12 protein-coding genes are annotated in these 12,845 nt (G+C 69.1%); 5 read left to right on the top strand and 7 right to left on the bottom strand.

Annotated elements, in window-relative coordinates; translation table 11 throughout:
• Positions 1-55: 55 nt before the first annotated feature.
• Entirely contained in the window at positions 56-484 is a 429-nt protein-coding gene (locus ACFTE1_RS18145) for a CBS domain-containing protein (protein ID WP_380623783.1), read from the bottom strand.
• A 273-nt stretch (positions 485-757) separates the two neighbouring features.
• On the opposite strand from ACFTE1_RS18145, the gene ACFTE1_RS18140 reads away from it, so the two are divergent.
• On the top strand, positions 758-1,780 hold the full coding sequence (locus tag ACFTE1_RS18140; protein WP_380623785.1) for an NAD-dependent epimerase/dehydratase family protein: 1,023 nt from the start codon (positions 758-760) through the stop codon (positions 1,778-1,780).
• Between the two features lie 219 nt (positions 1,781-1,999).
• Here ACFTE1_RS18140 and ACFTE1_RS18135 read toward each other — a convergent pair whose 3' ends face one another.
• Genes ACFTE1_RS18135 through ACFTE1_RS18120 form a run of 4 tightly spaced genes read right to left on the bottom strand, consistent with a single transcriptional unit; the run spans position 2,000 to position 5,569 of the window.
• Positions 2,000-2,659, bottom strand: a complete 660-nt coding sequence (locus ACFTE1_RS18135; protein WP_380623787.1) for a response regulator — start codon at positions 2,657-2,659, stop codon at positions 2,000-2,002.
• Between the two features lie 6 nt (positions 2,660-2,665).
• Positions 2,666-3,850 carry a sensor histidine kinase gene (locus ACFTE1_RS18130; protein WP_380623789.1) on the bottom strand — a complete coding sequence of 395 codons (1,185 nt, stop codon included), beginning with the start codon at positions 3,848-3,850 and terminating at the stop codon, positions 2,666-2,668.
• Between the two features lie 13 nt (positions 3,851-3,863).
• Complete coding sequence (locus ACFTE1_RS18125) at positions 3,864-4,637, bottom strand: hypothetical protein (RefSeq protein ID WP_380623791.1); 774 nt, start codon at positions 4,635-4,637, stop codon at positions 3,864-3,866.
• Positions 4,634-5,569 (bottom strand): ABC transporter ATP-binding protein, encoded by a 936-nt coding sequence (locus tag ACFTE1_RS18120; protein ID WP_380623793.1) that lies wholly within the window; start codon positions 5,567-5,569, stop codon positions 4,634-4,636. Before ACFTE1_RS18120 ends, ACFTE1_RS18125 begins: the two co-directional genes overlap by 4 nt.
• A 566-nt stretch (positions 5,570-6,135) precedes the next feature.
• Here ACFTE1_RS18120 and ACFTE1_RS18115 point away from each other — a divergent pair.
• Entirely contained in the window at positions 6,136-7,146 is a 1,011-nt protein-coding gene (locus ACFTE1_RS18115; protein WP_380623795.1) for a sigma-70 family RNA polymerase sigma factor, read from the top strand.
• A 269-nt stretch (positions 7,147-7,415) separates the two neighbouring features.
• On the opposite strand, the gene ACFTE1_RS18110 is transcribed toward ACFTE1_RS18115, so the two are convergent.
• Both ACFTE1_RS18110 and ACFTE1_RS18105 read right to left on the bottom strand, forming a co-directional pair.
• Positions 7,416-7,826 carry a VOC family protein gene (locus ACFTE1_RS18110; RefSeq protein WP_380623797.1) on the bottom strand — a complete coding sequence of 137 codons (411 nt, stop codon included), beginning with the start codon at positions 7,824-7,826 and terminating at the stop codon, positions 7,416-7,418.
• 720 nt (positions 7,827-8,546) lie between these two features.
• On the bottom strand, positions 8,547-8,834 hold the full coding sequence (locus ACFTE1_RS18105) for a hypothetical protein (protein ID WP_380623799.1): 288 nt from the start codon (positions 8,832-8,834) through the stop codon (positions 8,547-8,549).
• Positions 8,835-8,960: 126 nt separating this feature from the next.
• Here ACFTE1_RS18105 and ACFTE1_RS18100 point away from each other — a divergent pair, with 126 nt between their 5' ends.
• From ACFTE1_RS18100 to ACFTE1_RS18090, 3 genes are all read left to right on the top strand, one after another.
• On the top strand, positions 8,961-9,761 hold the full coding sequence (locus ACFTE1_RS18100; protein WP_380623801.1) for a Scr1 family TA system antitoxin-like transcriptional regulator: 801 nt from the start codon (positions 8,961-8,963) through the stop codon (positions 9,759-9,761).
• A complete protein-coding gene (locus tag ACFTE1_RS18095; protein ID WP_380623804.1) occupies positions 9,755-9,922 on the top strand; it encodes a DUF397 domain-containing protein in 168 nt (55 codons plus the stop codon). Before ACFTE1_RS18100 ends, ACFTE1_RS18095 begins: the two co-directional genes overlap by 7 nt.
• Before the next feature lie 541 nt (positions 9,923-10,463).
• Positions 10,464-12,845: an AAA family ATPase gene (locus tag ACFTE1_RS18090; protein ID WP_380623806.1), complete on the top strand. Its 2,382-nt coding sequence runs from the start codon at positions 10,464-10,466 to the stop codon at positions 12,843-12,845.

The raw sequence follows: 12,845 nt of genomic DNA, 5'->3' as shown, positions 1-12,845 counted from the left end.
GAGCCGGTGGCGCGGCCACCGGCTCCCCGCACGTTCCGTCCTCCGGCCGGGTCCGTCAGCTGTTGGGCGGAGCGCCCGTCACCCGCTGGACGAACTCGGATATCTCGCCTTCGTTCATGTGCTGGGCGATGTCGGCCTCGGAGATCATCCCCACCAGGCGCTTCTCGGCCAGGACCGGGACGCGGCGGATGCCGTTGTCCTCCATGACGCTCAGGCAGTCGCTCATGTCGGCCTCGGCGTCGACCCAGACGAGGTTGCCGTTGGCCAGCTGGCCCGCGGTGACGCCGCTCGGATCGCGGCCCTCGGCGACGCACTTGACGACGATGTCGCGGTCGGTGATGATGCCGTGCAGGCGCTGGTCGTTGCCGCAGATCGGCATGGCCCCGACGTGCATCTCCCTCATGTGCATCGCGACGTCGGCCAGCGTCTCGTTCGCGTCGCAGCATTTCGCTTCGCCGCTCATGATTTCCCTGGCGGTGGTCATGTCCTTCCCCTCCTGGAATGCCGCACTGGGCGGCGGTCGGTGTCTAGCGTGCGGTTCGAACGCCGCCAGTCTGAGCCGCGCCCCGAGTTCGGGAAGCGGGTTCACTTGAATTGCCCGGGGTTCCACCGTCGCCGGAGTGGCGGCGGGCGCGGACGAATCACACGCGTGTCATTACCGACCCCCGCGTGGTTTGCCCCGTCTGACACCCTCCGGGCATTTTCGCTCTACGCGAGAAAGTTTGGCCCTCATCACCATCCGGAGCAGGATCGGGACATGAAGATGCTAGTTCTGGGAGGCACGGCCTACCTGTCGAAGAAGACGGCCGAAACGGCGATCGCACAAGGCTGGGACGTCACCGTCGCGGCCCGCGGAGAGAGCGGCGAACCGCCGCGGGGAGCGGAATTCCTCCGCGTCGACCGGTCCGAACCCGACGGGCTCGACGCCCTGGGCGACCGGGAGTTCGACGTCATCGTCGACGTCTCCCGCATACCCCTGCACGTCAAACGCGCCGTCGAGGCCCTGGCCGACCGGACCCGGCATTGGGTGTTCGTCTCCAGCATCAGCGTCTACAACGACTACGCGACGCTCAACGACAGCCTCCACGACCCCGCCCCCGACGACCGCGGCGAAGTCACCCCCGAAACCTACGGCCCCGACAAGGTCGCCTGCGAGAACCTCGTCCGCGACCGCCTCGGCGACCGGTCCGCCGTCCTGCGCGCCGGCCTCATCGTCGGCCCCGGCGACCCCAACGACCGCCTCGGCTACTGGACCCTGCGCACCGCCGAGGGCGGCCCCATGCTCGCGCCCGGCAGGCCCGGCCGCCCCGTCCAGTGGATCGACGTCGCCGACCTCGCCGACTGGATCCTCCGCGTCGGCGAGAAGGGCACCTCCGGGACGTACGACGCGATCGGGCCCGTCGTCTCCATGGCCGAGTTCCTCGAGACCGTCCGCAGCGCCATGCCCTCCTCCAAGCAGGCGGTGTCGGTCTGGGCCGACGCGGACTTCCTCACCGAGAAGGGCGTCAACCACTGGGCCGGGCCCGACTCCCTGCCCCTGTGGCTGCCCGACGACTACACCTTCATGCTGATGCGGCCCTTCGGCCCGGCCAAGGACGCCGGACTCCGGACCCGGTCCCTGGCGGAGACCGTCCTGTCCTGGTGGAAGGGCTACCTCGACAATCCCGACGTCCGCCTGGCGGCCGGTTTGACCCGGGAGAAGGAGGGGGCGGTCCTCGGGGCGCTGCTGCAGCGCAACCGCACGTGGGAGGTTCCGGCGCCGAAGACCGGGAAAGAGTGACCGCGCAGGGCCGGTCCGGGGCACCCCGGGGTCGGCCCGCGCAGTGCCGGTCTCCGCGCGCCCCGAGAAGAGCATCGCCGACAGCCTGATGGTCGGCCCGCGCAGGGCCGGTTTTCGTGGGGCCGGCCTTCGCCGTGAACGCCGGGTTCGGCGGCACCGCGGAATCGGGTCGCACCGCCGGATCGACCCGGGCCGTGAACGCGGTCGCGGAGACTCCGCTCAGCCGCGCGGCTCCACCAGGCCCGTGTCGTAGGCGAAGATGACCGCCTGCACGCGGTCGCGGGCCCCGATCTTGGCGAGGATCCGGCCCAGGTGCGTCTTGACCGTCGACTCGGCCAGGAACAGCTCCTCGGCGACCTCGCCGTTCGTCCTGCCCTCCGCCACCAGCCGCAGCACCTCGCGCTCGCGATCGGTCAACTGGTCCAGCTCTCGGGGCGCGGAGGCGTTCTCGTCGGGCAGGTGCCCCACGAACTTGTCCAACAGGCGGCGCGTCAGCGACGGGGCCACGACCGCGTCGCCGCCGGCGATGGAGCGGACGGCCGCCAGGAGCTCCTCGGGTCGGGCGTCCTTCAGCAGGAAGCCGCTGGCCCCGGCGCGCAGCGCGGAGTAGACGTACTGGTCGATGTCGAAGGTCGTCAGGACCAGCACACGCGTGCGGCCCCCGGAGGCGACGATCCGCTCGGTGGCGGTGATGCCGTCGACCCCGGGCATCCGGATGTCCATGAGGACGACGTCGGGGCTGCGGTCGGCGACCAGGCGGACGGCCTCGGCACCGTTCTCGGCCTCGCCGACCACCTGGATGTCCTCCTGGCTCTCCAGGAGCATGCGGAAACCCATGCGCTGCAGGGACTGGTCGTCGGCGATGACTACTGTCGGCATGCGGTGCTATTCCTTCGGATGGGGAAGTCGGAGACTCACGGCCCAACCGCCGTTCGGCGAGGGGCCCGCTTCCATTGTGCCCCCGAAGGCCTTGGCGCGCTCGGCCAGTCCCGTCAGTCCCCGGCCGGCGTCGGCCGAGGTCGCGAGCAGGCCGCCGTTGGCGACCTCCAGGTAGAGGTCCTCTTCGCGGTAGGTGAGGGACACGGAGGCGGAGATGCCCGGCGCGGTGTGCTTGAGGACGTTGGTCAGAGCCTCCTGGACCGTCCGGTAGAGGACCAGCTCGCGGCCCTTGTCCAGGTCCCAGGGCGTGCCGGAGACGGTGTGGTGGACGCTGCGGCCGGTCGCGCGGACGCGGTCGATGAGCTCGTCGATGTCCGACAGCCCGGGCTGCGGGTTGAGCTCGGCCTCCTCCTCGACGTCGTCGTCACGCAGGACGCCGAGGACGCGCCTGAGCTCTGAGAGGGCCTGGCGGCTGGTGTCTGAGATGGCCTCGAGGGCCTCCTGCGCCTGCCCGTGGCTGCCGGCCCTGGCGGCGAAGGTGCCGCCGTCGGCAAGCGCGTTAACCACGGCGAGGTTGTGGCCGATGATGTCGTGCATCTCGCGGGCGATGCGGTGGCGCTCGTCCATGGCGGCCTGCTGGACGGCCTGCTGTTCCACGGCCACGACGTGCTCGCGTTTGGTGGCGATGAGGAGCCCGAGGACGACGATGAAGCCGTTGCCGAAGACGCTGGCGACGAGGGACCCGAGCAGCTCCCACCAGCTCCACTCGGCGTTGACGACCACGGCCTGGAGGATGGACACGATCGTGGCGATGCCGAAACTGATCGCGATCTTCCACCACGGGCAGCGCAGGGAGACGTTGAACAGGACCAGCAGCAACGCTATGCCGGCAGCCAGCTGGGCGTTGACGCTGCTGCTGAAGACGCTCAGCAGCAGCGGCACCACGATGATCAGCTGGGTGCGGAACGGGCGCCGCCTCCTCCACAGGAGGGGGATGCCGAGAGCCAGGATGACCAGCATGGTCGGCACGGAGAAGGTGCCGAAATGCTGCGCCCACACGAAGATCTCGGCCAGGACGATGATAAGCCACCAGACCCCGACGACCGCGGTGTCCCACACGAGGGGGCGGCGGCTGTCGAACTCCCACATTCTGCGGAAGAGCGACTTCTTCGAGGTCTGGTGGCCGGACATGGTGTCCAAACTATTACACGTCGCGCTTCTTGAGGGACACGCAGGCGATAATCCCCAACACGAGCACCCAGAGCCCCATGCCCATGTAGGACTGGCCGGAGGTCAGCTCGCCGAACCCGAAGACGGGCGCGTTGGGCAGGTTCATGGGCGACCACTGGACGATGTCGGCCATGCCGTCCCACGGGATCAGGCGCAGCAGGTCGGGCATGAGCACGACGACTCCGATGAAGAAGGCCAGCGATCCGGCGGTGTTGCGCAGGATGAACCCGATCATCACGGCGATCAGCGCGAAGAAGACCGTGGCGGCAGTGCCGTGGAACAGCGGCTCCAGCGTGCTCGAGGCAGTGAGGGACAGGTCCTGGAAGGCCGAAAGGTCGGAGACGAGCTTCGCCGTCACCAGCATGGCGAAGTTGAGGACCACGAAGTAGACCGTGACGGTCACCGCCGTGAGCAGGGACTTCGCGAACAGGACGGGCAGGCGCTTCGGCACGGCCGACATGGTGGTGCGGATGGAGCCGGTGCCGTACTCGCCGGTCACGGTCGTGATGGCGTGCAGGGCGATGACCAGGCCCAGCATGAGCGACCCGGACAGGATCGCCGTGGCCGGGTCCGTGGGCGCCTCGGAGCTGAGGGTGGCGTTGAGGACGGTGATGCCGATCCCCAGGGCCGCGATGATGGAGTAGACGATCCAGGCGGCCTTGACCGTCCAGGTCTTGCCGAACTCGGCGTGGACGATTCCGCTGAAGCGGACCCGGTAGTCGTTGGTCGGTACGGCGGCGGCGGTCATGCGCTGACTCCTTGCTGGGCGATCTTCGTGGCGTCCTGGGACTTGTACTCGACGGTCCCGGCGGTGAGGTTCATGAAGACCTCCTCCAGGGAGGACTTCTCGGTGGACAGCTCGTGCAGGACGAGCCCGTTGGCCGCGGCGGCGCGGCCGACGACCGGCGCGTCGAGGCCGGTGATGGACAGGGTCTCCTTGTCCACCTCGGTGACCGTCACGTCCGGGCCCTGCAGCGCGGACTTGAGGCGCTGGGCGTCGGGCGACACCACGCGGACGGCGTTGGCGCCCTGGTCGAGGAACTCGTTGACCGACGCGTCGGCGAGCAGGCGGCCCTGCCCGATGACGATGATGTGGTCGGCGATGAGCGAGAGCTCGCTCATCAGGTGCGAGGACAGGAAGATCGTGCGGCCCTGGTCGGCCAGGCCACGCAGCAGCTCGCGCATCCACTTGACGCCCTCGGGGTCGAGGCCGTTGACCGGCTCGTCGAGGATCAGCGTCTTCGGGTCGCCCAGGAGGGCCACGGCGATGCCGAGGCGCTGCCCCATGCCCAGGGAGAACCCGCCGGCGCGCTTCTTGGCAACCGCGGTGAGGCCGACGAGGTCGATGACCTCGTCGACCCGGTCGCGGCCGATGCCGTGGGTGCGGGCGATGGACATCAGGTGGGAGTAGGCGCTGCGGCCGGGGTGCGCGGCCTTGGCGTCGAGGAGGGCTCCCACCTCCGTCAGCGGGGCGCGGAAGTCGCGGTAGTCCTGTCCGTCGACCGTGACGCTGCCGGAGGTGGGGGTGTCGAGCCCGATTATGGAGCGCATCGTGGTGGACTTGCCCGCTCCATTGGGGCCGAGGAACCCCGTGACCTGGCCGGGCTTGACGGTGGCCGTCAAGTTGTCGACCGCGGTCTTCTTCCCGTACCGCTTGGTGAAGTTCTGGATTTCGATCATGCCACCGAAGTTACGGGCCGCGAAGCCGCTTCACATCGGTCCCGGGGCTCAACCTGGACCGGCGGAGTAGTACCGCAGTATGACTTTGGCGGACGTCCCAGGTAGGAGGCTCGCCCGCCCCGGGATGGACGCCGTGGGCGCCTACACGCCCGACGTCCCCGACCGGGAGGTCCGCCGGCCCGGTGCGGACCTGCCCTGAACAGCAGTTTCACGGCCCGACCGAGGGGCGGCGCGGCCCGGACCGCACCAAAGACCCCTCGGAACTGTGGGACCACGGTCCCGAGGCCCGGACCGCACCGCTGTCCCGCAGTCCTGGGGCGGTCCGACAGCCCTTGGACAAGCCGGCCGCCCTGGGGGCGGTCCCACAGCCCTTGGACAAGTCCTCCGCAATGGGACAGGCACACCGCCCTGGGACAGGCACACAGGCCAGGGGCGGGACCGCCGGACTGGGACAAGCCGGCCGCCCTGGGGCGGGCCCGGAACGCCTGCGTCGAAACGGGTTCCGGAGCGGGCCGGGCGCGTGCGCGGCCCTGGCCAATGTCGGTGGCTTAGGTCATAATGACGCCATGAGTATCGACACCGCCGAATTCGAACCGTACCGCCGGGAACTGCGCGCGTACGCCTACCGCATGCTCGGCTCCGCCTCCGAGGCCGAGGACGCCGTACAGGAGACTTTCATCAAGGCCTGGAAGCGGTCCGAGTCCTTCGAAGGGCGCTCCAGCCTGCGCACCTGGCTCTACAAGATCGCCACCAATGTCTGCCTCGACATGTCGAAGGCCGTGCAGCGCCGCATCCGGCCCATGGACCTCCGCTCGGCCGGCAGCCCCGACCAGAACCCCTTGGAGACGATGAACCCCGAGGCCACCTGGCTCACCCCGGCCCCCGACTCGTGGATGGCCGACCCGAGCACCTCGGCGGAGTCGCGGGAGTCGGTGCGCCTGGCGTTCGTTTCCGCGGTGCAGCACCTCCCCGCACGGCAGCGCGCCGCTCTCATCATGCGCGAAGTCCTGGCCTTCTCCGCCAAGGAGACGGCCGACACCCTGGACCTCAGCGCCAGCGCGGTCAACAGCGCACTCCAGCGGGCGCGCGCGACGATGGAGGAGGTCCGCTCCGTCTCTCCCACTCCGCAGGTAGCCGCGAAGAGCCGCTCCGGGGCGGGCGCCTCCGAGCCGTCCGGCGACCCCGACGAGGACGGCGAGTCCGACGCCGAACTGGCGGAGTCGTACGCGAAGGCCTTCGAGGCCTTCGACATCGACCGGCTGAAAACGCTGCTGCACCGCGACGTCGTCATGTCCATGCCCCCGCTCGAACTCTGGCTGCGCGGACCGCGGCACTTCGGCGAGTTCCTGCACGGGCCGGGCAACGCCTGCGAGGGCTCGAAGCTGGTGCCGATCTCGGCCAACGGCAGCATCGCCTTCGGCCACTACAAGCCCTCGGGCAACGACGACGGCCTCCTCACGCCGTGGTCGATCACCGTTCTGGAGACCGAGGGAGGCGTCATCACGGGCCTGAACTACTTCCTGGACACCCAGACCCTGTTCCCGCTGTTCGACCTGAAACCCACGCTGGCCGCGTGACACCCGGCCGCGAGCGTCCCCGAGGCCGGTCCCGGGGGCCTCGCGGCCGTTCACAGACGCCGTCGGCGGGAATGGCGCTGGTGGAGCGGACGTGGGGCGCTCGCGGGCCACTGAGCCGGCCGCGGGGGCCTCGCGGCCGTTCACAGACACCGTCGGGGAAGAAGGGGCGCTGATGCAGTGGACGCCGGGCCTGCCGTGCGGACTCCGAGTGGTGGTACGGGTGCGGCGCACTCGTCCTGAACCCACCCGTTCAGGTGAAATCCGCTCGTTCACTCCATGGGCAGGTAGAACGGTTCCCACTGGTGCCCGTCCAGATCCAGGAACGAGCGGGAGTACATGCCGACCCTGGTCTCGGCGGCCCTCTTGTCGGGGTTTCGTTCTTCGCTCCCGCCGGCCGCCAAGGCGGCCTCTGCCAGCCGGTCCACCTCTCCGCGGTCGGTGAAGGCCAGGGCGTAGGCCGCATGGGAGTGGTGCTCGCTGTCGCCCAGTGGGCGCAGCATCAGCGTTCGGTACCACTTGCGCGTCAGCAGCATCAGGTAGATGCGGCCGGGGTCGACGACCACGCACGCGGCGTTGTCGTCGGTGAACATCTGGTTGATCGACCAGCCCAGGGACTCGTAGAACCACTTGGAGCGGTCCAGGTCGGTCACCGGCAGGTTGATGAAGATCGGTACGCCCACGGATGCAGCCTTTCGCCATCGCCTTTGCCCATGAAGACGACACGAATCGGTGGGACTCATCGGTTCGGCGCGAACGGGTTCGCGAGGCCGCTTCGGAGAAGGAGCCCGACTGGAGCGTGGAGGCCCGGCCTTGCCCGGCAGGCAATCGCTCGGGCCCGTTCATCGGCAAGTTTCGGCAGTGGCGGGGAAACCCGGGTCCGGCCCGGCGCCCATCACACTGGGGCGTTTACCGGCAAGCTACGGCAGCGGCGGGGGAAGCTCGGTCCGGCCCGGCGCCCATCACACTGGGGCGTTTACCGGCAAGCTACGGCAGCGGCGGGGAAACCCGGGTCCAGCCCGGCGCCCTCCCCCGGCCGTCCGGGGGAGTTTATTGGCGGGGTCCTCCCTGTGTCGGTAGGGAGGACCCCGCGAGCCCGACCTGGTCCCCACAACCGGACGGGCCCTCACTCTGCAACAGCGAGGTCTATTCAGCAGCGGCCGACCGGGCGAGGCCCTGTCGGTACCGAGACGTCGTGTCCTGTCGCCTCGTCCGGCGTGAGGACCGGAACGACGGTCACGTCGCTCCATCTCCGTGCGGCTCCGCGCAGAGGCGCCTCGGGCGCCCGCTGCGCGAGGTGGAGGGGCGCTATGCCCCGTCGGCGGACGGCAGGCCCGCACTGCGGCGGCATGCCCCGCAACGGTCCAGGCCGGCCATCGCGCGCTCCAGGTCCCGTCCGAGCGTCAATTCCGGTGCGAATGAGTCGCGCTCCGGTAGAGGCGCATGGCGTTCCTCCTGATGGTCCGGCGAGTCTCCTGTGCACTGTCGGTGTAGTAGCACCAGTGCTCGTCGGGCCGGGCGGCCTCGGGGTCCGGCATGTGCAGCACTCGGACCGGTTGTGCTCCGAAGTCGGTCTGGAACACCGTCAGCCGTCCAGAGTCGAGCGCGACGGTGAATTCAGCGTTGAAGATCCGGAAATCTCCTATGCTGGGGCCGCCGATGAACCGCCTTTGGGGCGCCGTGCTGGTCATAAGAAGAACTCTAGGCGTCTCTAGCTGGCATTTCAATGCTGTCGGGTCCACTACATTATCGGCATCCACTGGTAGGTATGGTTTTAGGTGCGCAACTTGATCGACATGAGTTGATTGGGGGATTGGGTGGGACAATCTAAGTTGCTGGCGTGGGCTCTCGCGACTGAACTTCGCGCACTCCGTGATGAGACCGGCCTTTCGCTGGCTCGCGCGGGAGCGCTTCTGGAGAGGTCGAGTGAGTCCGTCCGCAAATGGGAGACAGGAGAGAACGCACCGGACAGTCTGTCGATTGACGGTATCGCGAGAAGATATAAGCAGAGTGACGATTACCGACGGTATTTGCTGGCGTTGAGAAGGGAGAGGGACTCCCTCAACTTCTTCTCCCGCCATGTATTCGAGCCCCGGATACTGTTCCTGGCGGAACAGCGCTATCCGCTCATGCGGAAGTTCGAACCGATGTACATTCCGGGCGTTCTGCAGATCAAGGAGTACCACTACTCGGATATCACGCGCGACGACAGAGTCGCGCGGGATCGGGTGGCGACGGTCTGGAGTCTGATCGAGGACCGCCAGAAGGTGCTTTTCAACCGCTCCGACCTGCGGGTCGAGATCGTTATCGGGCAGGCGGCGCTGCAGTTCATGGAGGGCCACGCCTGCCGCGACGACCAGATCGAGCGGCTCCGCGAGGCCGTGGACAGGGGTTGGAGCATTCAGGTGATGCCCACTCCCAACGGCCTCATGAAGTCGGGCTTCGATTTGTATCTGTCGGAAAGGGAACAACGCGGTCCCTACGCGCCGTCATTCGCTTATTACGAAGCGCCTGATACTAGTGAATATGTGGAAGAACCGAGCCGTGTAGAAAATTACGAGGCTCTGTTTGATACCGTGCAGAGGCTGTCAAAGCCGTTGGAGGAGTACCTATGTTGAGTCGAGAATGGAAGAAATCCAGCCGTTCCACACAGGGCGGCAACTGCGTCGAGGTCCGCCTCGGCGACCGCGGGGGCGTTGAAGTCAAAGACTCCAAACTCGCCGACAGCCCGATTCTGCCGGGCTCGGCCGCCGACTGGCGCGCGGTCCTGGGACGCTGATCGAAGCGGCCGCCCGCGGGTGGGGCGACTTCGAACAATGAACCGATAACAACCGACACGAACCGACGTGAACCGACACAGCGGGCGGTGTTCCGGGGCTTTCCCGGGACACCGCCTGTTCTCCGTCGCCGCGGCGGCCGGAGCCCGTACCGGGAGTCCTCCCGTGCCCTTGAGTGAGAAGCGCCTGCGGGGATGGAGCACGGGCGGAAGGCGACCGGACATCCGTACCCTTTGGCGAGAAGCGCCCACGGGGAAGGAACACCGCCGGAAGGCGACCGGACACCCGCTCTCGTGTGTGAAAGGCACCCGAACGGGAACGGAACGGCCCGGGACTTTCCCGCGCCACATCGGGACGACTCCCGCACGGCGATCGGGCCCCGCCGGAGCGCCGTCCGTCGGCGGGTGGAAGAACCACCGCCCCGGCATTGAGCCGGCCGCCGTCCGGGATGTGAGGATTCCGAGAGTATGGGAATCGCCATAGGGGGCCCGCCTCCCTGCGGGCACGGTGCTGCGGGCGGCCGAGACCTTCTACCCTAGAAGGGTGACCTCGATCGAACTCATCGCCACGCGCGCCCGCGCCGGGCTGGAATCCCGCCGCGGCATAGTCCGCATCCACCCCGAGGTGTTCACCGCGCTGGGCCTCCAGCCGGGCGACGCCGTGACCATGAGCGGCACCTCCACCACCTCCGCCATAGCGCTCGAGGCCGAGGCCCGCTCCTCGCGCCGCTCCCTCCACGCCGACGACCTCGTCCTCGGCAATCTGGGCATCCGCGAGAACTCCCCGGTCGCGATCGGCCCCGCAGACCTGGCCGCCGCCGACACCGTGACCGTCAACGCCGCCGCGAACATCATGGTCGGCGTCGACACCGAGACGCTCCGGCACGCTCTTCTCTCCAAAGTGGTCACCGAGGGTGACGACATCTCCCTGCTGCCGATGGAGATCGGCGACAACTCCCTGGCCGGACCCACCCGCCGGACGCTGAACAACACCCTCGGCATGGGCTGGACGTCCCTGCTCATGTCCGTCGTCGACACCTCTCCCGACGGGCCGGTCATGATCACCAACGACACGCTCGTGCAGTGGGACCGCCCCGTCGAACGCGAGAGGCGCGTCGACCTGCCGGGCAGGGGCGTCTCGGTCGACCTCGACCGTCCACGCCGGACCGAACCGACCATCACGCGCGGCCCCGCCCCCGGCACGCGCGACCTGACCGACGCCACGCCGCGCTCCGGCACCCTGTCCGACGCGACACCGTCCTCGCCCGCCACCCGCGCCATCGGTGCCGGAGGCGCCGCCTCCGCCGGCCGGGGCCGGGGAACGGACGCCGACCCGCGCCTCCGCGACACCGTCGACGCCGCCGAACTCGGCTCCATCCCCTACGGCGACCTCGTCGGGAACCGCCGCCCGGCCGAAGAACTCCACGAACTTCTCGACCTGGCCTTCCGCCACAGCGAAGTCCTCAACGTCGTGGGCACCTCCGTGCGCCTCGGCATCGTCCTCACCGGCCCCTCCGGCAGCGGAAAGTCCACCATCGTCCGCTCCATCGCCGACGACCTCGGCGTGAGCCTCTTCGAACTCAACGGACCCGACCTGGCCGCCGTCGACGCCAACAGCGCCGCCTCCCAGCTGCGCTCGGCCCGCGACTCGATGCGCGGCCAGGGCATCCTTCTCCTGCGCAACGTCGACGCCATCGTCCCCGACGGCACCCCGACCTCCCTGGCCACCATGTTCACCCGCCTCGCCGAGGAAGTCCTGGCCCAGGGCAACGCCGTGGTCTGCACGACCACCAACGTCGAGAAGGTCGGCGCCGACCTCCGCTCCACGCTCGACCACGAGGTCGTCGTGGACATGCCCGACTCCAGGGCCCGCACCGAGCTCATCGGCTACCTCACCCGCGGCATGAGGATCGGCGAGGACGTCGACCTCGCCGCGGTATCCGCCAAGGCCCAGGGCTACGTCCCCGCCGACCTGGCGGCGGTCGTGAGGGAGGCCGGCGTCCGAGCGGCCCTGCGCGCCAAGGACGGCGGGGCGACCGCGCTGCAGACCGAGGACCTGGAGACGGCCCTCGGGACCGTCGGGCCCAGCGCCCTGGCCGACGACCGGGTCGACCTCGGCGGGCTCACCCTGGCCGACGTCGGGGGCATGGAGGACCTCAAACAAAGCCTCACCGAGACCGTCCTCTGGCCGCTGACCTACCCCGACTCGTTCACGCGCCTCGGCATTGAGCCGCCGCGCGGCATGCTCCTCTACGGGCCTCCCGGCTGCGGAAAGACCTTCATCGTCCGAGCCGTCGCGGGCGAGGGCCACGCGAACGTGGTCAGCATCAAGGGCTCCGAACTGCTCAACAAGTGGGTCGGCGAGTCGGAGCGCAACGTGCGCGACCTCTTCCGCCGGGCCCGCACGGCCTCGCCGACGCTCATGTTCTTCGACGAGCTCGACGCGCTGGCGCCCGTGCGGGGCCACGGAACCGACGGCGGCACGGCCGACCGCGTCGTGGCCTCCCTGCTGACGGAGCTGGACGGGGCGGAGGCCCTGCACGACGTCGTGGTCGTCGGCGCCACCAACCGACCCGACATGATCGACCCGGCGCTGCTGCGCCCCGGCCGGATGGAGCGGCTGGTGTACGTGCCGCCGCCGGACGCCGTCGGCCGCGCCGACATCCTCCGCTCCAGTGCCAAGAACGTCCCCTTCGCCGACGACGTGGACCTGGACGCCGTCGCCGAGGAGCTGTGGCTCTACTCGGCGGCCGACTGCGCGGCGCTGGTGCGCGAGGCGGCCCTGACGGCGATGCGCGAGAGCCTGGAGGCCTCGCTCGTCACCATGGCGCACCTCGAGAGCGCCCGCGAGCGCGTCCGCCCGAGCCTGGACGTGCAGCAGCTGGAGTACCTGGAGCAGTTCGCCGAGCAGCGCAAGCAGATGTAG

It is taken from the genome of Salininema proteolyticum, assembly GCF_042685645.1.
GTDB classification, from domain to species: domain Bacteria; phylum Actinomycetota; class Actinomycetes; order Mycobacteriales; family Micromonosporaceae; genus Salininema; species Salininema proteolyticum.
This window is presented reverse-complemented; position numbering and strand designations above follow the sequence as displayed.